The sequence below is a fragment of the Halomonas shengliensis genome (assembly GCF_900104135.1).
GTDB lineage: Bacteria > Pseudomonadota > Gammaproteobacteria > Pseudomonadales > Halomonadaceae > Halomonas > Halomonas shengliensis.
This window is the reverse complement of sequence record NZ_FNIV01000005.1, coordinates 293,856-315,148: the sequence shown is the minus strand read 5'-3', so window position 1 is coordinate 315,148 and position 21,293 is coordinate 293,856. Positions and strand designations below refer to the sequence as shown.

General features: G+C 64.9%; 19 protein-coding genes and 1 pseudogene. 5 read left to right on the top strand and 15 right to left on the bottom strand.

Annotated elements, in window-relative coordinates; all coding sequences use genetic code 11:
• From BLP95_RS10090 to BLP95_RS10070, 5 genes and pseudogenes are all read right to left on the bottom strand, one after another.
• Window positions 1–572: pseudogene (locus tag BLP95_RS10090) on the bottom strand (electron transfer flavoprotein subunit alpha/FixB family protein); the annotation flags it as partial.
• Window positions 569–1,321 carry an electron transfer flavoprotein subunit beta/FixA family protein gene (locus tag BLP95_RS10085; RefSeq protein ID WP_089678772.1) on the bottom strand — a complete coding sequence of 251 codons (753 nt, stop codon included), beginning with the start codon at window positions 1,319–1,321 and terminating at the stop codon, window positions 569–571. The pseudogene BLP95_RS10090 and the gene BLP95_RS10085, both read right to left, overlap by 4 nt.
• 43 nt (window positions 1,322–1,364) lie before the next feature.
• Window positions 1,365–2,588: a CaiB/BaiF CoA transferase family protein gene (locus tag BLP95_RS10080; RefSeq protein WP_089678769.1), complete on the bottom strand. Its 1,224-nt coding sequence runs from the start codon at window positions 2,586–2,588 to the stop codon at window positions 1,365–1,367.
• Window positions 2,589–2,630: 42 nt separating this feature from the next.
• Window positions 2,631–4,160: a 3-hydroxyacyl-CoA dehydrogenase gene (locus BLP95_RS10075; RefSeq protein WP_089678766.1), complete on the bottom strand. Its 1,530-nt coding sequence runs from the start codon at window positions 4,158–4,160 to the stop codon at window positions 2,631–2,633.
• Window positions 4,160–4,951 (bottom strand): enoyl-CoA hydratase, encoded by a 792-nt coding sequence (locus BLP95_RS10070; protein WP_089678764.1) that lies wholly within the window; start codon window positions 4,949–4,951, stop codon window positions 4,160–4,162. The genes BLP95_RS10075 and BLP95_RS10070 overlap by 1 nt, the downstream gene beginning before the upstream one ends.
• Window positions 4,952–5,226: 275 nt before the next feature.
• Here BLP95_RS10070 and BLP95_RS10065 point away from each other — a divergent pair, with 275 nt between their 5' ends.
• Both BLP95_RS10065 and BLP95_RS10060 read left to right on the top strand, forming a co-directional pair.
• Window positions 5,227–6,048 (top strand): IclR family transcriptional regulator, encoded by an 822-nt coding sequence (locus tag BLP95_RS10065; protein WP_205741949.1) that lies wholly within the window; start codon window positions 5,227–5,229, stop codon window positions 6,046–6,048.
• Window positions 6,049–6,097: 49 nt separating this feature from the next.
• The gene (locus BLP95_RS10060) at window positions 6,098–7,252 is read left to right on the top strand and encodes an acyl-CoA dehydrogenase family protein (RefSeq protein WP_089678762.1); all 1,155 of its coding nucleotides are present in this window, start codon (window positions 6,098–6,100) and stop codon (window positions 7,250–7,252) included.
• Between the two features lie 78 nt (window positions 7,253–7,330).
• Here BLP95_RS10060 and BLP95_RS10055 read toward each other — a convergent pair whose 3' ends face one another.
• Window positions 7,331–8,230, bottom strand: a complete 900-nt coding sequence (locus BLP95_RS10055; RefSeq protein ID WP_089678760.1) for a 3-hydroxyacyl-CoA dehydrogenase NAD-binding domain-containing protein — start codon at window positions 8,228–8,230, stop codon at window positions 7,331–7,333.
• A gap of 168 nt (window positions 8,231–8,398) precedes the next feature.
• On the opposite strand from BLP95_RS10055, the gene BLP95_RS10050 reads away from it, so the two are divergent.
• Complete coding sequence (locus BLP95_RS10050) at window positions 8,399–9,112, top strand: SDR family NAD(P)-dependent oxidoreductase (RefSeq protein WP_089678758.1); 714 nt, start codon at window positions 8,399–8,401, stop codon at window positions 9,110–9,112.
• 12 nt (window positions 9,113–9,124) lie between these two features.
• On the opposite strand, the gene BLP95_RS10045 is transcribed toward BLP95_RS10050, so the two are convergent.
• From BLP95_RS10045 to BLP95_RS10015, 7 genes are all read right to left on the bottom strand, one after another.
• Window positions 9,125–10,528, bottom strand: a complete 1,404-nt coding sequence (locus BLP95_RS10045; protein WP_089678756.1) for a hypothetical protein — start codon at window positions 10,526–10,528, stop codon at window positions 9,125–9,127.
• 132 nt (window positions 10,529–10,660) lie between these two features.
• Entirely contained in the window at window positions 10,661–12,169 is a 1,509-nt protein-coding gene (locus BLP95_RS10040) for a tripartite tricarboxylate transporter permease (RefSeq protein WP_089678754.1), read from the bottom strand.
• Window positions 12,170–12,198: 29 nt separating this feature from the next.
• Complete coding sequence (locus BLP95_RS10035; RefSeq protein WP_089678752.1) at window positions 12,199–12,696, bottom strand: tripartite tricarboxylate transporter TctB family protein; 498 nt, start codon at window positions 12,694–12,696, stop codon at window positions 12,199–12,201.
• Between the two features lie 93 nt (window positions 12,697–12,789).
• The gene (locus tag BLP95_RS10030) at window positions 12,790–13,779 is read right to left on the bottom strand and encodes a Bug family tripartite tricarboxylate transporter substrate binding protein (RefSeq protein ID WP_089678750.1); all 990 of its coding nucleotides are present in this window, start codon (window positions 13,777–13,779) and stop codon (window positions 12,790–12,792) included.
• Window positions 13,780–14,362: 583 nt separating this feature from the next.
• Window positions 14,363–15,070: an ABC transporter ATP-binding protein gene (locus BLP95_RS10025; protein WP_089678748.1), complete on the bottom strand. Its 708-nt coding sequence runs from the start codon at window positions 15,068–15,070 to the stop codon at window positions 14,363–14,365.
• Window positions 15,063–16,286 (bottom strand): ABC transporter permease, encoded by a 1,224-nt coding sequence (locus BLP95_RS10020; protein ID WP_218118535.1) that lies wholly within the window; start codon window positions 16,284–16,286, stop codon window positions 15,063–15,065. The genes BLP95_RS10025 and BLP95_RS10020 overlap by 8 nt, the downstream gene beginning before the upstream one ends.
• Entirely contained in the window at window positions 16,283–17,512 is a 1,230-nt protein-coding gene (locus tag BLP95_RS10015) for an efflux RND transporter periplasmic adaptor subunit (RefSeq protein WP_089678746.1), read from the bottom strand. The genes BLP95_RS10020 and BLP95_RS10015 overlap by 4 nt, the downstream gene beginning before the upstream one ends.
• A 233-nt stretch (window positions 17,513–17,745) precedes the next feature.
• Here BLP95_RS10015 and BLP95_RS10010 point away from each other — a divergent pair, with 233 nt between their 5' ends.
• On the top strand, window positions 17,746–18,240 hold the full coding sequence (locus tag BLP95_RS10010; RefSeq protein WP_089678744.1) for a CIA30 family protein: 495 nt from the start codon (window positions 17,746–17,748) through the stop codon (window positions 18,238–18,240).
• A gap of 12 nt (window positions 18,241–18,252) precedes the next feature.
• On the opposite strand, the gene BLP95_RS10005 is transcribed toward BLP95_RS10010, so the two are convergent.
• Complete coding sequence (locus tag BLP95_RS10005; RefSeq protein WP_245678729.1) at window positions 18,253–18,930, bottom strand: TVP38/TMEM64 family protein; 678 nt, start codon at window positions 18,928–18,930, stop codon at window positions 18,253–18,255.
• Between the two features lie 153 nt (window positions 18,931–19,083).
• On the opposite strand from BLP95_RS10005, the gene BLP95_RS10000 reads away from it, so the two are divergent.
• The gene (locus BLP95_RS10000; RefSeq protein ID WP_089678742.1) at window positions 19,084–20,673 is read left to right on the top strand and encodes a BCCT family transporter; all 1,590 of its coding nucleotides are present in this window, start codon (window positions 19,084–19,086) and stop codon (window positions 20,671–20,673) included.
• A 122-nt stretch (window positions 20,674–20,795) separates the two neighbouring features.
• Here BLP95_RS10000 and BLP95_RS09995 read toward each other — a convergent pair whose 3' ends face one another.
• The gene (locus BLP95_RS09995) at window positions 20,796–21,269 is read right to left on the bottom strand and encodes a GFA family protein (RefSeq protein WP_023006487.1); all 474 of its coding nucleotides are present in this window, start codon (window positions 21,267–21,269) and stop codon (window positions 20,796–20,798) included.
• Window positions 21,270–21,293 lie beyond the last annotated feature (24 nt).

Here is a 21,293-nt window from a genome sequence, read left to right as displayed (position 1 = left end):
CCCAGCTCGGGACGGTCGGACTCGGCCAGCGCCTCCTTGACGAAGGTGGACTGGGCGTTGTCGGCGACGACGTCGACGGCCTCGATGGCGGCGGAACCACTCTCACCCACCGCATCGAAGGCGGTGGCGCGCACGGTGATCACCTTCAGCGCGTCCTCGCTCTGCACCGTGGCGATGGCGTTGCCGGCGTAGATCGGGCGCTTGAAGGTGTCGGCGCTCTCCACGGCGATGATCTCGGAGAGCTGGGCCACGTCCTTGAGCGCGGCCACGCGCGGCAGCACGTTCTTGCCGGTGGTGGAGGCACAGGCCAGCACGTGGCTGTAGTCGTCGGCGAGCTCACTGATCAGCGCCGCGGTGGGCTCGGCCAGCAGGTGGGCGTAGGCGGCGTTGTCGGCCACGCGGACCTTGCTGACGCCGTCGAGCTTGGCCGCGGCCTCGGCGATGGCGGCCACATTCTCGCCTGCCACCAGCACGTCGATGTCGCCGCCGATGGCCTGCGCTGCCGCGACCACATGGGCGGTGGCGCCGGCCAGGGCGCCGTCGTGATGTTCGGCCAGAACCAGGATGCTCATGAGATCACCTTCGCCTCGTTCTTGAGTTTGTCGACCAGCTCGTCCACCGAGCCCACCTTGACGCCGCCCTGGCGCTCGGCCGGCGGCTCGACCTTGAGCAGCTTGATCCTGCTCGCCACCTCGACGCCCAGATCCGCCGGGCTCTTGACGTCCAGCGGCTTCTTCTTGGCCTTCATGATGTCGGGCAGCTTGGCGTAGCGCGGCTCGTTGAGGCGCAGGTCGGTGGTGACGATCGCCGGCAGCGTGAGCTCGACGGTCTGCAGGCCGCCGTCGACCTCGCGGGTCACCTGCACATTCTCACCCTCGACCGTCACCTCGGAGGCGAAGGTGCCCTGGGGCAGGCCGGTCAGGGCGGCGAGCATCTGGCCGGTCTGGTTGTTGTCGGTGTCGATGGCCTGCTTGCCGAGGATCACCAAGCCCGGCTGCTCCTCCTCGACCAGCTTGGCCAGCGCCTTGGCGGCGCCCAGCGACTCGACGCGCTCGTCGGTCTCGACGTGGATGGCGCGGTCGGCCCCCAGCGCCAGCGCGGTGCGCAGCTGCTCCTGGGCGGCCTTGGGCCCCACGGTGACGGCGACGATCTCGGTGGCGACCCCGCGCTCCTTCAGGCGCACCGCCTCTTCCACGGCGATCTCGCAGAAGGGGTTCATGGCCATCTTGACGTTGGTGAGGTCGACGTCGGAGTGATCCGGCTTGACCCGGATCTTGACGTTGTAGTCGATGACGCGTTTGACCGCGACGAGTACTTTCATCTTTTCCTCGTTATGGACGGTAGTATCAAAAAAACGAAAACCTCTACCCCAGGACCCCTTCATTCTTCAGCGCTGAAAGCGCCTGGGGGTCTAGATCAAGGTATTCGGCCAACACAGAATCCGTATCCTGGCCCAGTTGCGGCGCGGGATTACGATACATGACGGGGGTGTCGGAGAGGTGTATCGGACTCCCGACCATCGTGAAATCCGGATTCATGGGATGAGGAATATTGACAAGCATCCCACGGGCACTGACTTGAGGCTCCGCCAACGCACCAGCAATATCATTGATTACGCCAACCGGAACATTGACCCTAGCGATTTTCTCTACCCACGCATCCGCCACATCTTGCTTGAAATGGTCGACAAGAATCTGCGTGATGGCATCGCGATTTCTGACGCGGTCCTCGTTCTTCGTAAAACGGGGATCAACAGATAGTTCCGGTAGACCGATAGCGTCGCAGAGGGCCGCAAACTGCGTGTCATTGCCACAGGCGATGATAAAGTCCTTGTCCCGGGCACGGAATGAGTTATACGGCACGATGTTGGCATGCGCGTTGCCGTACCTGCCAGGTGAGACACCGGTACTCAGATAATTCTGGCTCTGGTTCCCTAGTGCCGCCACCTGGACATCCAGCAGAGCCATGTCACAGTACTGACCTCGCCCGGTTTTTTCGCGCGCCAGGAGAGCCGCCTGTATGGCAATCACCGAATACAGCCCTGTCATGACGTCAGTGACAGCAACCCCCACTTTCTGGGGCCCTCCTCCAGGAACCCCGTCACGCTCACCGGTAATGCTCATCAAGCCGCCCAACGCCTGGATAATGAAGTCATAGCCTGGCTGCTTCGCGCGAGGGCCTGTCTGGCCGAAGCCCGTGATGGAGCAATAGATCAACCTGGGATTGAGCTGGGAGAGCGATGCATAGTCCAGCCCAAACTTCTTCAGGGAGTCTGCCTTGAAATTTTCGATCAGGACATCGCTCTCAGCAGCCAGCGCACGGACAATCTTCTGGCCCTTCTCAGTCGCCATATCGACAGCGACGGAGCGCTTGTTGCGATTGGTGGACTGATAGTACGAGGCCTCCAGGGTCTCATGACCCTGGGCATCCTTCATGTAGGGCGGTCCCCAGGCACGGGTATCATCACCCCGCCCGACACGCTCCACCTTGACAACATCGGCGCCCAGGTCAGCCAATATCTGGCTACACCACGGCCCCGCCAACACACGGCTGAGGTCGAGCACACGTACCCCTGTCAGCGCCCCCATCAGTACCACCTCACTTCGGCAAACAATATAAACACTCCGGCTTCAGCGAATAGACGGTTCCTGGTACAAGAGAGACAGGCCCAGCATCGCGCGCCTGCGCAGCCATGGACTGGGCCGATAGCGCGGATCTCCCGTCAGTGCGCTCATGCGTTCAAGAATGGCCAGCACCCGCATAGGCCCCAGCTGATCCCCCCATGCGAGGGGACCCTGGGGATAGTTGAGCCCCAGCCTGACGGCATTGTCGATATCGACCGGGGTGGCGATTTCACGCTGGGCGATCTCGCACGCTAGATTGACGATTGAAGCGAGTACCCGCTGTGATACAAAGCCCACACTGTCACGAATCACGGTGACGCCAACGCCATCTGCCCCCAACAGGCCATGTGCTGCGTCACGCATGTCCTGGCGCGTGACCGGAGTCACCATCAGGGTTCGGTGGCTATCAAGCCCGGTCAGAGCATCCAGGCAGACGGTACGCGTAGGGTCGACGCCAAAGCGGTCGCTGGCACTGGTGGCGTCTTCCCCAAAGGGAACCAGCAGGCACAGCGCGTCCTGGGAGGGATTCGCAGAGGACTCCAGTCGACACCCCAGTCCCGCAAGCAGCGACACGACGCTCTCACGTACGGTGTCATCGTCGACGCCCAGCCAGACCGGCGGGGTGTCCTTCGCCAGGGGAACCGGTTGAGGCGCAAGCACGTCGGCCTTCTTTCCGCCTTCGTAACGATAGAAGCCCACGCCCGTTTTGCGCCCCAGGCGCTTGCCTCTGAGCATCTGCCTGGACAGGTAGGAGGGACGATAGCGCGGGTCATGATAGAACTGCTCGAAAATGGACTCCATGGCAGGATGCGACACATCCAGGCCAGTCAAGTCGAAGAGCTCCAGAGGTCCCATCCGGAACCCAGCACTTTCCCTGAGAATGCGGTCGATATCGTCGGGAGGGGCGATATTCTCCTCGAGAAGCTTCAACCCTTCGGTACCGTAAGCGCGGCCCGCGTGGTTCACGATGAACCCCGGGGTGTCCTTGGCAAACACACCGGTATGGCCCAGGCGATGACTCAGCTCGAGCAAGGTGTCGAGCACAGATGCGTCGGTATCGGTACCCCCGATTACCTCGACGACCTTCATGAGAGGTACGGGGTTGAAGAAGTGAAAGCCCGCTACCCGGCCGGGCAGCGCCAGGCCGGAAGCAATCGCGGTGACCGACAGCGATGAGGTGTTGGTGGCGAGGATACAATCACTGGAGACGATGGCTTCAAGGTCGCGAAACAGGCTGTGCTTGATGCCCAGGTCTTCGACAATCGCCTCGAGCACCATCTCACACGCCGCCAACCCGTCCAAGGTATCGACGATCTTTAGGCGGGACAGGGCTGCGTCGGCAGACTCACGCGACACCTTGCCCTTGCCCACCAGCTTGTCGAACGTGGCGCTCAAGCTCTCAAGCGCCGCGGCCGCCGCCCCCTCGCGTTTGTCGAACAGCAAGACCTCGAGACCGGCCTGGGCAGCGAGTTGCGCGATGCCCGCCCCCATGACACCCGTCCCCACGATGCCCAGTCGCTTCAGCATCACAGCCATTACGCTTCTCCCCGATAGGTCGGTTTGCGTTTCTCGATAAAGGCAGCAGCCCCTTCCTTCTGATCGGCGGTATCGAACAGCATCTGGAAGGCCTTCCGTTCAAGGACCAAGGCGCTTTCCAGAGGAAGGTCCGCACCGGAAAGCACCGTTTCCTTGATCTGCTCCACCGCCAGGGCCGGCATGGCAGCGATCTCGCGGGCGAGTGACATGGCATGCTCCAACGTCTGGTCATCGGCAACGACTTCGCTGACAAGGCCCATACGCAATGCCTCGGGTGCATTGACCATGCAGCCCGTCATCAGCAGGCGCATCGCCTGAAACTTGCCCACGGCACGCACCAGACGCTGTGTTCCACCGGCCCCCGGCATCAGGCCAAGCTTGACCTCGGGTTGCCCGAACCGCGCCGACTCACCCGCCACGATGATGTCGCAGTGCATGGCAAGCTCACAGCCCCCTCCCAGAGCAAATCCGCTGACGGCCGCAATCACCGGTTTTGGGCAATGGGCAATGGGGTCCCAGAAACGCTCGTTGTGACGCCGGTACATGTCGGTTGGCGAGGCCGTGGCAAACTCCTTGACGTCGGCACCGGCTACAAAGGCCTGGTCTCCCCCCGTCAACACGATGGCCCGCACCTCATCACGCTGTCCCAGCGACAGAAATTGTTCGGCCAACTGGCGCCTGACGTCGGCATTCAGCGCATTCTTGGCCTTGGGGCGGTTGATGACGACTACCGCCACCCCCTCTGTCAGGGACTCCAGAAAGACCTCCGGTGGGTGCTGCTTGTCGCTCATGCTCGGGCTCCCGATATATGTCCGCTATGCAGACTTTAGTTTTGCTATATTGCTCAAACCGTACCGCCAGGGGCGCGAGACTGTCAACAACTCCCGCAACCTCCCCATAGCAACACCACATATCAAAGGCTTACCCTAGACCTCGCGTGTCGGACGCAGTGAGCACCGCTTTTTAAAAAAGATCGCCATGCGGACATTAATTCTGAAATATTGACATAGGCCGTCGCGCTGACCAGACTAGCGCCACTTACCATCAGGGATCGGAGGGCGACTCTGTGAACAAGACGGCCAATCAGAGCGACTTCAAGGTCATGCTGGATCCGATCAATGCCGCGGATGATCAGGAGAAGGACCGTCAGTTCGTGACGGCACTCGCCCGAGGGCTTGAATTGCTGCGGTGTTTTACGCCTCGTGACAGCACGTTGAGCAATCTCGACCTTGCCAGGAAGACCGGCCTTCCCCGCCCCACCATCAGTCGGTTGACGCATACGCTGGCCAAGCTCGGCTACCTGCGACCGCTTCCCAAGGGCAAGTACCAGCTGGACGTGGGTGTCATGTCATTCGGCTATTCCATGATCTCCAACCTGCCCATTCGGTCGATAGCACAACCCTTGATGATCGATCTTGCCAACGAGGTCGGGGCCACCGTCGCCATGTCAGCCCGGGACAGGCTGGACATGGTGTACCTGGACGTCGTGCAGAGCGCACTGCAGTCGACGATCCGCCGCCAGATCGGGACACGCCTGCCGATTCACCAGAGCTCGGCCGGGCGTGCCTACCTCGCCGCCATGCCACACGACGAGGCCGAGGTGCTGATGGGGCATATTCGCGACCACCATCCCGATGAGTGGCCGCGCATACGCAGGGCCCTGGAGAGCGCCTTCCGCGACTACGCCGATTATGGGTTCTGCCTGTCGATCGGCGAATGGCAGCGCAAGGTCAATGCCGTGGCGGTTCCCCTGCACCATCCCCAACTCGGCATCCTGTCGTTCAACTGCGGTGGGCCCGAGTTTCAGATTTCGCGCGAGAAGCTTGAGACATCCATCGGCCCTCGACTGGTGCAGCTGGTCAACGACATCCAGACGCCACTTTCTTGAACCATCCCCCGTGCCGGCTAACGGGCCACCGCTTTCAGGAGGAAACCGCATGATTCGCGACCAGGAAACCCTGCAGATCCTGCTCGACGCCATTCGAAGCTTCGTCAACGAGGTACTCATTCCCCGTGAGGAAGAGGTAGCCGAGACCGACGAGATCCCGGCGGATATCGCCTCGCAGATGCGTGACATGGGGCTTTTCGGGCTCACCATTCCCGAGGCGTTCGGTGGCCTTGGGGTCACGATGGAGGAAGAGGTCAATATCGCCTTCGAACTCGGCAGGACGTCGCCGGCCTTTCGCTCCTTCATCGGCACCAACAATGGCATCGGCTCCATCGGCATCCTGCTTGACGGCACCGACGATCAGAAGGCCACCTACCTGCCCCGGCTGGCCAGTGGCGAGATACTCAGCGCCTTCTGCCTGACCGAGCCGGACTCCGGCTCCGATGCCGCATCGCTGAGGACCACGGCCGTCAAGGATGGCGATGGCTACCTCATCAATGGGACCAAGCGCTACATCACCAATGCCCCGCACGCCGGGATCTTTACCGTCATGGCGCGCACCAACCCCGAGATCAAGGGCGCCAAGGGCATCAGCGCCTTTATCGTGGATGCCACGACGCCCGGCATCACCATCGGCAAGCGCGACAAGAAGATGGGCCAGAAGGGGGCGCACACCGCGGATGTGATCTTCGACAATGTCCGCGTACCTGCCAGTGCGCTGATTGGCGAGCAGGAAGGTGTCGGCTTCAAGACCGCCATGAAGGTACTCGACAAGGGGCGTCTCCACATCGCCGCCATCGCCGTCGGTGCCGCCGAGCGCATACTGGATGACTCACTGCGCTTCGCCATGGAAAGGCAGCAGTTCGGTCGTGCGATTGCCGACTTCCAGCTGATCCAGGGGATGCTGGCCGACTCCAAGGCGGAGATCTATGCCGCCAAGTGCATGGTCCTGGATGCCGCGCGCAAGCGAGACGACGGACAAAACGTCGGCACCGAGGCGTCCTGTGCCAAGATGTTTGCCACGGAAATGTGCAGCCGAGTCGCCGACAGGGGCGTACAGATCCATGGTGGCGCCGGCTACATCAGTGAGTATGCGGTCGAACGGTTCTACCGTGACGTCAGGCTCTTCCGCCTGTACGAAGGCACGACCCAGATCCAGCAGGTGATCATCTCGCGCAACATGATCCGTGAGGCTCAAACGTAACCGTCGATTGGTGATGCATACCACCTGCCGAAAGCGGCCGCCTCGACTCACTACGCGCCGCTTTCGGCAGCCTCACCCTCACTCCTCCACGTCCTCCATCATGGCTAACAGACGCTCAAGGAGCGCTCGCTCACGCCGCTCATAGGCGTGTGCATCGTCTTCCGGCCACTCATGGAACCCCTGACCGCACTTGCGACCGAGGCGCCCGTCTGCCACCAACTGCTCGAGCAGCGGACCCGGCGTGGTGCGATTCTCCAGATCCGCGTAGAGATAGCGAGCGATGTTGAGGTGGGTGTCCAGGCCATTGAGATCGCGCTGGCGGAGCGGGCCATTGATGGCCAAACGGATACCGATGGAGTAGCGCACGATGTCATCCAGCGCCTCGGCGTCCACCACGCCCTGTTCAAGCAGTGCCAGGCATTCGCGCATCAGCGCATGCTGGATACGATTGGCCACGAATCCCGGCACTCCCTGGCGGAGCACGGCGGGACGCTTGCCCAGTTCACGCAGCCAGTCGCAGGCGAGCTCGACGCTGTCCTCGGCAGTGCTCGGGCCGGGGATCACCTCTACCGCGGGAATCAGATCGGCAGGATTGAAGAAGTGCGCCCCCATGAACCTTTCGGGGTGTGCCAGCCCTTCAGCCAAGGCGTCGATCTCGAGCCCGGAGGTGTTGGTCAGGAGTAGTGTCGTTACGTCGATATGGCGCTCCGCCTCCGCGAGCACCTGCTGCTTGAGCGCCAGGTTCTCGGTCACGCTCTCCACCACGACATCACACCAGCCTGCTTCGGCCCAGGCCGTCACCAAGCGGGCCTGCTGGCTGAAGGCCGCCTCCTCCTGCAACGCCTTGCGGCAACGCGCCAGTCCTGCGGCGTCGACATCCAGCACCGTGACTCGCATTCCCCGGCGCAGCATCAGCCGCGCCAGGTTGGTGCCCATGGTACCGGCACCGATCACTACCCCATGTCGTTCAGACTGCATGTCTTACCTCACCGCTATCGAGCGTCCGACGGCATGTCGACAAAGGTCCTGATGTGACCGCAAGTCGGACGCAGAGAATTGCCACAATACGAACTAATGTTCACACTACGCACATCTTCCTTCGAACAACTGCCTTGGACAAGGGCCCCTTCACCAGGAGACATCACCATGTCGGACCGCTGTGCCATCATCACCGGCGGCGCTCGCAACATCGGCCAAGCCATCGCCCTGCGCCTCCAGCAAGACGGCTATCGCCCTTTTGTCCTGGACATCGAGACGCCTGAGGCCGAGTCCCTTAGGGCCGATGCCACTCGCGTGGACCTTGGCGATGCCGATGCCACCCGCGAGATCGTCGAGAGACTTGCACGCGACCATCGGATCGACTGCCTGGTCAACAACGTCGGCATCGTACGCCCTGCACTGCTCCACGAGACCCGCGTCGAGGAATTCGATCCGCTGATGCATCTCAACGTCCGTTCGGCGCTGGTATGCACCCAGGCCCTACTACCCAGCATGCGCGAGCGTGGCGAAGGACGGATTGTCATGAATGCCAGTCGCGTGGTGTTAGGCAAAGAGGCCCGCACCCTCTACAGCGCGACCAAGGGGGCACTTCAGTCCATGGCGCGCACTTGGGCCCTGGAACTGGCCGGGGACGGGATCACCGTCAACTGTGTCGCGCCGGGCCCCATCGCCACCACGGCATTCTGGGAAAACAATCCGCCCGACTCCGAGCGGGCCCGCCGTATCATCGAGAACATCCCGGTACAGCGCATGGGCGAACCAGAGGATGTGGCCCAGGCGGTCAGCTTCTTCTGTGACCCACGCAGCGGCTTCATCACCGGCCAGACGCTATTCGTGTGTGGTGGGGTTACCGTCGGGTGAAAGCCTGCGGGCTCAACTCACCAGACGGAACAACACGGCCGCCGCCACCAGCGAGATCGCCAGGAACCCCCCATTCCAACGCCAGCCAATCTGCCAGGCACGCATCCCCGCAAAGCGCGAGGTGATCATCATCGCGGCAGTGATCGGCGATGAGCTCATGGTCAATGACCATCCCACCAGCATGGCCGCCGCCAACAGCGGCAACGACACCCCGTCGAGCCCTACCTCGGCGACCATGCTGGTCAAGAAGGTAACGCTGATGATGGGATTGAGCCCAATATGGGCCAGCACCACGATCAGCAGCACCACCAATGCCGGCAGCCAGTTGCCGAGCATGACCAGCAAGGTCGTCACGTCCTCCAGCTGAGCGGGGTGCAGCAGCGCAACGCTCAGATACCCCAGATAAGCCCCGGAGCCCAGGGCCACTACCTCGTTGCCGATGCCGCCCAACATGTCGGGCAGTCGCCGCGCCATCAAGGTCATGGCAGGGCCGGTACCGGCCTGACCCAGCCGTCGGCATTGAACGACCAGCCACAACCAGGCCCCCAGTGGCACACCCACCAACACTGCCTCGGGCAATCGCAGCGAGAGCCAGGCGGCAAGGGTGAACACCAGCAGCACCAGAGCCAGCAGCAGTAGACTGAAGGCTGCCAGCGGCATCAGGGAAGGACGCTCGACCGCGGCGGCCTGGCTCCTGGGGCGAGGCCCCGTGGCCTGATCGCAGGCCCAGCCGAGCAGAAACAGCGCCGTGGCCGACACCAACACATAGGGAAACAGCTGCCCCCAGGTCAACGACGGCAGGTTACCGAGTACCACCGCGACCCCAATCCCCAGGGGGGAAATCAGGGGCGCCAGGGTGAAGCCACGCAGGGTCGCCAACAGCATGCGCCGCTGGCGCACGTCTCTCAGCCATGCCTGCCCGTGGGCGGCGCTCAAGGTGTTGGCCTTGTCGATCATCGACATGAAGAGGTTCAGCACACCGAAATTGAGCACGATGCCGAACAATGTGGCGCCGATGGAGAGCATCGGGTATCGCCAGGTAGGCGGTTGATTCAGCAGCGCCTGCCCACAGCGGCGTATCAACCGTGAGCGGTAGGCGGGCAGGCGCAGCATCGCCAGAGCCGTCATGAAGGCCGCCAGGAACACGAAGGAGCCAGCGGCCTCCAGCAACGCCGGCCACGGGTCGGCAAGCCGCCCGATGGCCAACAGCGACATGCCCCCACTTACCATGACCAGCAAACGCGCGGTGATGGTGAACCGCTCCCAGCCCAACACCAGGTATCCCAGCAGCAACGGTATCGCCAGCCACGTGGCCCAGGGCTTATCGGTCACCACCGCCGCCACACTCAGTGCGGCCACGGCAGCAAGAAGGTGACTGGCCCATCGGCGCATCGATGGGCAGCGAAGTGTGATCATGTGGCGGTGTCATCTCCCTGACAATCACGCGGGCCGGCCTCCGAGACGAGACCGGCCCTCCTGGTGAGAGGCGCGGCGGCTGACGCCGTGGACAGGCCGCCGCACTATGCGCCTACACGGCAGCCTCCGGGGTCATACGCCCGAGCCCGGTTCACTGACCTCACGCTTGGCCTTGTGGCGAGAAGACACGAAGCGGTAGAGGGCCAGCAGGATGGAACCCACGGTCAATGCGATGAAGAACCAGGTGATGGGCCCGCGCACGAAAATCGACAGATCGTTGGAGCCGATCAGCAGGGAGCGCCGCAAGTTGTCCTCGAACATCGGTCCCAAGATGAAGCCGATCAAGAACGGTGCCGCGGGAATGCCGGTGCGATTGAACACGTAACCCAGCAGGCCGAAGCCCAGCATCAGCCACACGTCGAAGGTGTCGTTGTTGACGGCATAGGCCCCGTAGACACAGAACATCAGCACGATCGGGAACAGGATCGACTTGGGGATATCGGCGATCAGCGAGAAGTAGCGAATCGCCGCGTTCCCCACCACCAGCAGGATCAACGAGCTGAGCATGATGCCGAGGAACAGCGCGTAGATCAGCGGCAGATTCTCCTGGAACAGCAGCGGCCCCGGAGTCAGACCATGCACCATGAAGGCGCCCAGGATGATCGCGGTGATCACGTCACCGGGGATACCCAATGAGAGCAGCGGAATCATGGTGGCCCCGGCCACACCGTTGTTGCCCGCCTCTGACGCTGCGACGCCTTCCACTTCGCCCTTGCCGAAACGTTCGCGATTCGGTGAGCGACGCTTGGCATCGCTGTAGGAGATAAAGGCCGCGGCGGTGGCGCCAGTGCCCGGTATCGCCCCGATACACACGCCAATCAGGCTGCCGCGCACGATGCTCTTGAGGCTACGCTTGAGCTCCCCCAGCGAGACGCCCGCACCGCTTGCCTTGGCCCGCAGGTGAGGCACCACCTTCTTGCGGTAGAACTCGATGATTTCGGGTATCGCGAACAGACCGATCAACAGCGGGATGAACGAGATGCTGTCCATCAGGTTGTAGTTGCCGAAGGTCAGCCGCTGGGAGCCAAACACAGAATCGAGCCCCACCAGCGAGAACAGGATCCCCAACAGAGCGGCGATCAGTCCCTTGATCATCGAACCGCTGGCCAGCGAGATAATGATGGTCAGCGAGAAGCAGATCAGCCAGAAGAACTCGGGCGCGCCGAAGTTGAGCGCGATCTTGGCCAGGTAGGCGGCAAAGAAGATCAGCGCGATGTTAGAGATGAAATCCGCGATCACTGATGAATAGAGCGCCATCTTAAGCGCCTTCTTGGCCTCACCCTGCTGGGCCAGCGGATACCCATCGAGCAGGGTACAAGCCGAGGCCGGCGAGCCGGGGGTACGAATCAGGATGGCGGTAATCGAGCCACCGTACATACCGCCCTTGTAGATCCCCACCAGCAGCAGGATCGCTGCCACGGGCTCCATCGAGAACGTAAAGGGCAGCGCCAGGGCCACCGCCATGGTGGCAGTAAGGCCGGGGATGGAGCCGACGGTGACGCCGACGATCACCCCCACCGCGATGGCCAGGAAGTTTTCTGCGGCGAGAAACAGCTGCAGAACTTCAGTCAAATTTTCCATAAGTCACCCGATAGTGAGAGATGGCCGCATCAGAACGGCAGCGTCGGCAGTGGCACGTTCATCACCTCGGTGAAGAGCAACGACACCCCCAGCGGAAAGGCGATCGCCAGGCTATACACCCACCAGGTGCGCACCGGATGCGCAATGAACAGCAGCAAGGTGGCGAGGATCCCGCTGAGGATGGCGCCAAGCAGCTCGAATAGCCCGACGTACACCACCAGGGCGAGCCCCATCAGGGCGAAGCGCAGCCACGGGCCACGTTCGAAACGGCGTCCACTGTCATCGCTGTCGGCCGTCAGGAAGCCCTGGGCTATCAGCAGCAGCGAGAACGCCAGCAGCAGCCAGCCCACGATGGTGGGTAGCCAGCGAGGTGACATCATCGGGTTCTGCATCACCGGCGGCACGCCGATGTGCTCGGGAATTAGATAGAACAGCAGCACCAGGGAGAAGGCCAGCAGCATAGCACCGGCGATCACATCCCAGGCGTCCTTGATCGGCGAGCCGCCGGAAGATTGAGGTCCCGTCATCGGAGCTACCCTCTCGAGATGAAATGCGTGTCATCAACGCAGTGAGGCGAGAGCCCCTGCCCTCGCCTCACTGCTCGGCCTTTCGCCAGCGGTTTACTCCTGGCGCAGACCTGCCTGCTCGGCGACCGCATCCCAGCGCTCAACCTCGCTGGCGATGAAGGCCTTGAACTCATCACCGGCGCGAGTGCCCTTCTCGCCGCCCAGCTGCTCGACGAAGCTGGTGAACTCTTCACGCTCCATCACAGCTTGCAGGGCTTCCTGCATGGTGGTCACGGCCTCTTCGGGGAACGACTCATGAGCAATCAGGCCGAACCAGGCGGTGGTCACGAAGTCATCAAGCCCATGCTCGCCGATCTCCTTGAGGGTCGGCACGTCGGGCAGGTACTGAGAGCGCTCCTCGGAGGTCACGGCCAGCGCCTTCAGGTCGCCAGACTGGATGTGCGAGAACACGGTGGGCATGTTCTCGAAGGAGACGTCGACGTCGCCGCCCAGCAGGGCCGGCAGCGCGGCACCACTGCCTGCAAACGGCACGTGGGTCATGTCGGAACCGGTCATGGTCTTGAACAGCTCGCCAGACATGTGGATGGAGCTGCCCACACCGCTGCTGCTGAAGGACATGTTCTGGTCCTGAGCCGCTTCGATGAACTCGAGCGGGGTGTCATAGGGGCTATCCGCCGGCACCACCATGACGTTCGGGATGTTAAGCATGTTCTGGATGAACACGAAATCCTCGACCGGATCGTAGGTGAGGTTGGGGTAGATGGCAGCACCAATCGCATGGCCCGGCGAGGCCATCAGGATGGTGTGGTCGGCATCACGACCGCCACGGGCCAGGCGACCAGTGGCCACGGTAGAGCCCGCCCCCGGACGGTTCTCGACAACGATGTTGGCGTCCAGCTCTTCTTTGAGCAGGTCGGCCACGCGACGCGAGAGGACGTCCGTGGTACCACCCGGTGCGTAGGGCACCACCAGGCGCACGTCATCACTGGGCCATTCCTGGGCCTGAGCGGTGGACACGGATAGGGTGAGAGCCACGGCTCCGCCGCAGGTGGCAGCACAGAGAACGTTGAGCAGTTTCTTCATCAGGAACTCCAGGTTGGCTGGGTTAGGGATCGCAGGTTCGCATAGCGAACGAGTGTGCGTAAAATTCAATTGCACAGTACTGCGATCATCATGCGTCCATAACCCGACTTTAGTCTTACTGGGTGCGTATCCCTGACACATCAGCGCGTTAGGGAAATGGAGTATGGTTCAGCCTGATGGTTATTGCGCTAACTCCTCTCACCACAGCCACTGGTTTAACAAAAAATAAACCATGAGCACCGACTAACTGCGGTCCATTACCAGCACTTGAACGGTCACAGAGAGGGTGATACCGCGATTCAGTGACATAACCAACCAGGCCTGGTCACGCTGGTTGAGCTTCGCAGCGGTGATTTCTGGCAGCCGGCGGGTCTAGTCTCGGCAAGACTGACGAAATCGGCCATGAGCCGCTTGCCGAAGCCTCGTCGGGCACTGTCAAGACCACCACGATAGAAAATGGATTGGAATTCGCCGACCACGAAGCCGTGGCGAAAACGGAGACAGCAGCAGGGCGTTTATGTGATCAACATTTTTCCAGGCAATGTAGAACCAACGAAAACACAAATGGCTTGATACTACGGTCTCAGCGATTCATGGCGTCACTCACCAGCTGTCCGTCCACCAGCTCGAGAGTGCGATCGCAGGTGGCGGAGAGGCGCGGGTCGTGGGTCACCAGCAGCACCGCGCAGCCACGCTCGCGGTTGAAGCGCCGGAACAGCTCGAACACCTCGCCCGCGGTGCGGGTATCGAGGTTGCCGGTGGGCTCGTCGGCAAGCAGCAAGGCCGGCTGGGTGACCAGCGCCCGGGCGATGGCCACGCGCTGCTGCTGGCCGCCGGAGAGCTGGTTGGGGCGGGCGTCGGCGAAGCGCGCGAGTCCCACCGCGGCGAGCAGCTCGCGGGCGCGGTCGAGCGCCTCTGCATCGGGCCTGCCCCGGGCGAGCATCAGCGGCATCAACACGTTGTCCAGGGCGCTGAAGGCCTGGATCAGGTGGTGGAACTGGAAGACGAAGCCGATGGCGCTGCCGCGCAGCGCGGTGCGGCCGGCATCGTCCATGCCGCTGGTGGGCCTGCCGAGCAGGGTGAGCTCTCCGCCGGTCGGGGTGTCGAGCAGGCCGAGCAGGTTGAGCAGCGTGCTCTTGCCCGAGCCCGAGGGGCCGACCAGGGCGGCGAAGTCGCCGCGCTCGATGGCCAGGTCGATGCCGTGCAGCACCTCGGTCTCGTTGGGCCGCCCGAGGTAATAGGACTTGCGCAGCCCCTCCAGGCGCAGCACCTCATGGGTCGCCTCAGACATAGCGTATCGCCACCACCGGATCGAGGCGTGCGGCCCGGCGCGCCGGCACGGCGGCCGCCAGCAGGCCGGTCAGGGTGGCCAGCAGCAGGGCCGCCACCACCAGCACAGGCGGCACGGGGATGTAGAAGAGACCCGGCCCGAAGGTGTTGAACACCCACACCAGCAGGTAGCTGACCGCGCTGCCCAGCACCGAGCCGAGCAGGCCGAACAGTGCGCCCTGGAGGAGGAAGACCCGCAGGATCTGCCGCCGGGTCGCACCGGTCGCCCGCAGGATGCCGATCTCCCGGGTGCGCTGCACCACGCTCACCGACAGCACGCTGGCGATGCCGAAGGCCACCGAGATCGCCACGAAGACGATGATCATGTTGGTGGAGAGGCTCTGGGCGGTGAGGGCGTTCATCAGCTGGGCATTGGTCTCGATCCAGCTCTCCGCCTTCAGCGAGGTGAGCCGCCCCACCCGCTCGGCGATCCTCTCGGCAGCGAAGATGTCGGCGACCGTGAGGTCGATGACCGTCACCCCGCCGGGCAGCGCCAGCAGCGACTGGGCCTGCTTGAGGTCCAGGTAGACGTAGCGCGAGTCCAACTCGCGCACCCCCAGCTCGAAGATGCCGGCGACGTTCACCACCCGGCTGTGCTGCTGGCCGGTCTCCAGGCGCAGCTTCATGCCGACGCGCACGCCCAGGTCATCGGCCAGCCGCTTGCCGATCATGGCGTCGTCGGCCCCTACCCGCAGCCGGCCGCTGACCAGGTACTGCTCCAGCGGGATGATGCGCCGGTAGCGCGCCGGGTCGATGCCGGTGAGCGCCACCGACACCACGGCCTCGCCGCGGCGGGCGAACGCCGGCCCCGAGACCACCGGCGACACCGCCTCGAGATCGGGCAAGCGGTCGAGGGTGGCGCTGACCTGCTGCCAGTTGTTGATCGAGCGCAGGCGCTGGGCGCGCCGGTCCTCCTGGACCAGCTGCAGGGTGCCGGCGGGCGGTGGCAGCACACGGTTGACCTCGTCCGGCGAGAGCAGGCGGATATGCGCCTGGGTGCCCAGGGTGCGCTCGATGATGTTGGCCTGCAGGCCCTGAATCAGCGCCGCGATGAAGACGATCACCGCCACCCCTACCGCCACGCCCACGGCGATCATCAGCGACTGGGCGCGCCCCTCGCGCAGGAAGGCGACGGCGAGGGTCCACTCGGTCCAAAGGCCCCGCAGCGGAAGACTCAATTGAAATTCACCGGGAGTTCATTGCGGCTGGCGGCGTCATCGCCACTGCCGGACACCGGCGCTGCCCGCTGGGTGAAGCGCACCCGTGCGCCCTCCTCGAGCGTGGCCATGGGGTCCGCCAGCACCTGATCGCCCGGCGCCAGCCCGTCGAGGACCTCGGTCATCGCCAGGCCGCGCAGCCCCAGGGTGACCTCGCGGCGTTCCACCCTGCCCTCCTGCACCACCCACACCTGCGCCATATTCCCTTGTTCCTGGTCGAGGGCATCGTTGGCCACGGCCAGCGCCTGCTCCCGCCGGCCGGTCTCGATATTGACCGATACCGTCATGTCCTGGCGCAGGAAGTCGGGGGCCGGGTCCACCGCCAGGCGCACCTCCACGGTGCCGCCCTGGGGGTCGATACGCGGCGCGATGAAGTTGACCCGCGCGGGAAAGGGGCGCTGCGGGTAGGCATCGGCGACGGCTAGGGCCGGCTGATCCAGGGCCAGCAAGGCGAGGTTGCGCTCGTCCAGGGGTACGTGGATCTCCGCGGGCCCGCGCTGGGCGATGGTGAAGAACACCTGGCCGGGCTGGACCAGGTCGCCGGGGGCCACGTCGCGGGTCAGCACGGTGCCGGCCACCTGGGCGCGCACCACGGCCTTGTCGAGGCGCGCCTGCAGGGCGGCCAGGCGCTCGCGCAGCAGGGTCTCCTCGACGTTGCCCGGCGCCAGCGCCGTGGCCGTCAGGCGCGCGGCATCGACGGCCTTGCGGGCCAGGGTCTCGGCCTCCGCGGCCTGTTCCAGGGCCTCGCCGGCGAGCAGGGATCGCTCGGCCAGGGTGCGCCGCCTTGCCGTCTCGCGACGCGCCTGGGCCAGCTCGGCCTCGGCGCGTTCCAGGGCCACCTCGGCCTGGGGCCGACGGCTGGTGGCGAGCTCGCTCAACACGGCCTCGGCCTCGCGCACCTGGGCGGCGAGCTCGTCCGCGCGCAGCACCAGCAGGGGGTCGCCGGGGACCACGCGATCGCCCTCCTCCACGGGTCGCTCGAGCACGACCCCGGTGATCTCGCTGCCCACCCGGGTCCGTGCCGGCGCCATGATCCGGCCGGTGGCCACCACCGTCTGTACCAGCGGGCGTCGCTCGAGCACATAGCCCTGGACCTCGGGCCCCTGCCACCAGCGCCATGTGCCGAGACCCAGGGCGAGCCCCAGGATCAGGATCACAAGAACGGCGGTATAACGGGCGCGGCCCAAGGGGTATCTCCCTGTCAGCATCTCTCTCCCTGCCCGGGCCCCTGTCACGGCGCCGTGGTTGCGCCGCCCGGGCTCCGGCATTCCTTCGGCACCAGAGTGCCGCTGCGGGCAGGATACCAGCAAGCGGCCCGGGATGGCGCCTTGCGACCCTGCGCCACGCCGCCTCAGGGACTTTGCTGCTCGGCCCGTGGCAGGCATGCTGGAACCCCGACCATCACCGAACGGAGGGCACCATGACGGCACGCCTGATCGACTTCCAGGATGCGGGCGAGGCGACCCGCTGGCGCGCCATCAATGACGCCGTGATGGGCGGCGTCTCCCGGGGCGGACTGCACGCGGAGGACGGCGTCGGGGTGTTCGACGGCGAGACATCCCTCGAGAACAACGGCGGCTTCTCCTCGGTGCGCCGCGACCCCGAGGCCATGGACCTCGGCCAGGCCGCGGGCGTCGCGCTGCGCGTGCGTGGCGATGGCAGGGAATATCAGCTGCGCCTCTATACCGATCAGCTGCCGCGGGGCGCGGCCTACCGCGCGAGCTTGCGGACAGAGGGGGACGGCTGGCAGCGCGTCGAGCTGCCCTGGCACGCCTTCGAGGCGATGTTCCGGGGGCGGCGACTCCCGGAGGTACCGGCGCTGGGTGCCTCGCGGATCATCCAGGTGGGGCTGATGATCGTCGACCGCCAGGCGGGACCGTTTCGGCTGGAGGTGGCGTGGCTGGAGGCGCTGTGACCGCCGCGTGCCCTAGCTTAACGGCTGGCCATGTGCCTCCACGCGGCGTCTGAGCCAGGCACCGGCCAGCAGCAGCAGGGTCAGGGCTAGAAGCGGCAGGATCACACCGGGGCCCACGGCCTCCTCGTTCTCCATGGCCTCCAGGGCACCGAAGATCGCGCTGGCGTAGACCGCCCACTTGGCAGCCAGGCCGATGATGGCCGCCATCACGAAGGTCGCGAGCGGCAGCCGCAGCAAGCCGGCGGCGAAGTTGACCACCGAATGGGGGAAGCCGGGCAGCACGCGCAGGGCGCACTGGGTCAGGAAGTCGCCGCGCCTCTCGAGCTTGCCCATGACCTGGCGGGTGAGTCCCCCGGGAGCCCAGCGCGCGCCGAGGTGGGCCGAGAGGTGGTAGGCGCCCAGGGCACCGACAACGCTGCCGAGAGTGAGCATCAGGGTGGCCGCCAGCGGCGTGTAGAAGGGCGCGATCAGCCACAGCCCGATGCTGCCGGGTAGCCCGATGGAGAGGGTCACCGCCATAATCGCGATCACCGACAGGATCACCGCGGGATGGTGGGAGGCCGCGTCGGCCCAGCGCTGGACGTCGGCCAGCTCCGGGGAATGCCAAATCCACAGGTAGCCGGCCATCAGCAGGGCGGCGCCGATGGCGACCCAGCGCCACAGGCGTCCGGCGGAACTCTGGTTAAGCATCGGCGGGTCTCGGTCATCCATCCGGTGCATGGTGGCATGGCCACCGGGCCGGGTCACCCCTTTAGACCTAAGTCTAAGGTTGTTAGAATGCCATCGCTCTGGTCGGCGTCACGTCCCATCGACGCACACATCCTCCGCAACTAGAGCGTCCCCATGCCTTCTACCCCACCCCCTGCACCCGCCAGGGCCTCGGCGCTGTCGCGCCTGGGCGACCCCATCGTGCTGCTGCTCACGGTCGGCTTCATCGTCGCCTTCGTCGGCCTGTCACTCTTCGACATCGACCTGGTGGCCGACAGCATCGGCGCCGGCTTCGCCTGGACGGCGGCCACCCTGGGCACCTACTTCCAGCTCCTGCTGCTGCTGACCTTCCTGATCGCCATCGGCGTGGCCATCTCGCCGGCGGCCGGCGCCCGGGTCGGCAACCTGGAGAGCCCGCAGCTCGGCACCTTCAAGTGGCTGTCGATGATCATGTGCACCCTGCTGGCCGGGGGCGGCGTGTTCTTCGCCGCGGGCGAGCCGGTCTACCACTTCGTGGTGACACCACCGGCGTTCGACACCGAGGCGGGCACCGCCGAGGCGGTGGCCGGCGCCCTGGCCCAGTCGTTCATGCACTGGGGCTTCCTGGCCTGGGCGGTGCTGGGCTCGCTCTCCGCCATCGTGCTGGCCCACGCCCACTACGTGAAGGGCCAGCCGCTGCAGCCGCGCACCCTGCTCTACCCGCTGCTGGGCGAGCGCGTCATGAAGGGGGCGCTGGGCAGCGTGGTGGATGCCTGCTGCGTGATCGCCGTGGTGGCGGGCACCGTCGGCCCCATCGGCTTCCTGGCCACCCAGGTGAGCTTCGGCCTCCACGAGCTGTTCGGTCTCAGCGAGGGCTACGCCACCCAGCTCGGCATCCTGGTGCTGCTGGCGGGGGTCTACGTCACCTCGGCGATGACCGGCATCCACAAGGGCATCCAGATCCTGTCGCGCTTCAACGTCTTCCTGGCGCTGGCCATCGCCGCGGTGATCCTGGTGGCCGGCCCCACCCTGTTCCTGGTCAACGCCTTCAGCCAGGGCTTCGGCGAGTACCTGTCGTCGTTCTTCACCATGGCCACCATGACCGCCGAGACCGCACCGGCGTGGTGGATGCAGTGGTGGACGGTGTTCTTCTTCGCCTGGTTCATCGGCTATGCGCCGCTGATGGCGATCTTCGTGGCACGCATCTCCCGCGGGCGCACCATCCGCGAGATGATCCTCGCCGTGGCGGTGATGGCCCCGCTGGCCACCGCGATCTGGTTCACCCTGCTGGGCGGCTCGGGCATCCACTACCAGCTGACCGGGGCGATCGATCTGGCCGAGGCGCTGAACAACTTCCAGTTCGACGTGGCGACATTGACCGTGGCCCAGGCGCTGCCGGGCGGCCCCCTGATGGCCCTGGCGATCCTGCTGCTGACCAGCATCTTCGTGGCCACCACCGGTGATTCCATGAGCTACGCCATCGCCTTGGTGTGCACCGGCCACGACGCGCCGAACCGCCTGGTACGCGCCTTCTGGGGCATCGCCATGGCGCTGATGGCGGGCATCCTGCTCTACATGGGCGCCGGGCAGATCGGCGCCCTGCAGCAGTTCATCGTGATCACCGCGATCCCCGTCTCGCTGGTGCTGCTGCCCTCGCTGTGGGCGGGCCCCAGGGCCGCCTATGCCATGGCCCGGGAGCAGGGCATCATCGCCCCCGCGGCGAAGGCCGCCACCCGCGCCGACTGACCCGCCCCCGGCGGCCGGCACCAGGCGCGAAGGCGGCACCCGATCGGGTGCCGCCTTTCTCTTGTCTGGCCTTTTCTTGCCTGGCCTTCTCTTGCCTGTCCGCCGGCCTGGCGCCTGAGCGCCTAGGGTGTCTCCAGCCCCAGCCGACGATGCCACTCGGCGAGGCTCTCCTCGGGGTACTCGTCGAAGCAGCGGTCGTTCTCCCGCGCCTCGACCTCGACCCAGCCGGCCTTGCTGCCCAGCAGCAGGTGGACCCGCTCCGGCGGGATCGGCAGCTCGCTGTCGATGGCGGAGGCGAAGGGGTGCACCAGTTCCGGCCAGCGCGGGTCATAGACCCACAGCGCGCTGGCGCAGTGACGGCAGAAATGGCGCTCTCCAGGGCTCTGCTCGCCATCGATGACGGCGCGGTAGACGCCCGTGTTCTCCTTTCCCTGGACCTCGAGGGTCGCGGCACGCCCGCCAAGGTTGATGGCGTAGCCGCCGCCTCCCGCGGTCTTGCGGCAGATGGAGCAGTAGCAGCGCTGGTAGGGATAGGGGTGCGGCGCCTCCAGGGTGAAGCGCACGGCACCGCAGTGACAGGAGCCTTCGAGTCGCATGGGAACCTCCGATGTCGGGATGAC

What these genes read in the sequence shown, in the direction of transcription:
- BLP95_RS10025 (WP_089678748.1), bottom strand. Translation starts at nt 15,070, where the DNA reads ATGTCTGAGGCGACCCATGAGGTGCTGCGCCTGGAGGGGCTGCGCAAG.
- BLP95_RS10030 (WP_089678750.1), bottom strand. Translation starts at nt 13,779, where the DNA reads ATGAAGAAACTGCTCAACGTTCTCTGTGCTGCCACCTGCGGCGGAGCC.
- BLP95_RS10055 (WP_089678760.1), bottom strand. Translation starts at nt 8,230, where the DNA reads ATGCAGTCTGAACGACATGGGGTAGTGATCGGTGCCGGTACCATGGGC.
- BLP95_RS10070 (WP_089678764.1), bottom strand. Translation starts at nt 4,951, where the DNA reads ATGAGCGACAAGCAGCACCCACCGGAGGTCTTTCTGGAGTCCCTGACA.
- BLP95_RS10035 (WP_089678752.1), bottom strand. Translation starts at nt 12,696, where the DNA reads ATGACGGGACCTCAATCTTCCGGCGGCTCGCCGATCAAGGACGCCTGG.
- BLP95_RS10075 (WP_089678766.1), bottom strand. Translation starts at nt 4,160, where the DNA reads ATGGCTGTGATGCTGAAGCGACTGGGCATCGTGGGGACGGGTGTCATG.
- BLP95_RS10060 (WP_089678762.1), top strand. Translation starts at nt 6,098, where the DNA reads ATGATTCGCGACCAGGAAACCCTGCAGATCCTGCTCGACGCCATTCGA.
- BLP95_RS10000 (WP_089678742.1), top strand. Translation starts at nt 19,084, where the DNA reads ATGCCTTCTACCCCACCCCCTGCACCCGCCAGGGCCTCGGCGCTGTCG.
- BLP95_RS10045 (WP_089678756.1), bottom strand. Translation starts at nt 10,528, where the DNA reads ATGATCACACTTCGCTGCCCATCGATGCGCCGATGGGCCAGTCACCTT.
- BLP95_RS10040 (WP_089678754.1), bottom strand. Translation starts at nt 12,169, where the DNA reads ATGGAAAATTTGACTGAAGTTCTGCAGCTGTTTCTCGCCGCAGAAAAC.
- BLP95_RS10085 (WP_089678772.1), bottom strand. Translation starts at nt 1,321, where the DNA reads ATGAAAGTACTCGTCGCGGTCAAACGCGTCATCGACTACAACGTCAAG.
- BLP95_RS10010 (WP_089678744.1), top strand. Translation starts at nt 17,746, where the DNA reads ATGACGGCACGCCTGATCGACTTCCAGGATGCGGGCGAGGCGACCCGC.
- BLP95_RS09995 (WP_023006487.1), bottom strand. Translation starts at nt 21,269, where the DNA reads ATGCGACTCGAAGGCTCCTGTCACTGCGGTGCCGTGCGCTTCACCCTG.
- BLP95_RS10080 (WP_089678769.1), bottom strand. Translation starts at nt 2,588, where the DNA reads ATGGGGGCGCTGACAGGGGTACGTGTGCTCGACCTCAGCCGTGTGTTG.
- BLP95_RS10005 (WP_245678729.1), bottom strand. Translation starts at nt 18,930, where the DNA reads ATGCTTAACCAGAGTTCCGCCGGACGCCTGTGGCGCTGGGTCGCCATC.
- BLP95_RS10050 (WP_089678758.1), top strand. Translation starts at nt 8,399, where the DNA reads ATGTCGGACCGCTGTGCCATCATCACCGGCGGCGCTCGCAACATCGGC.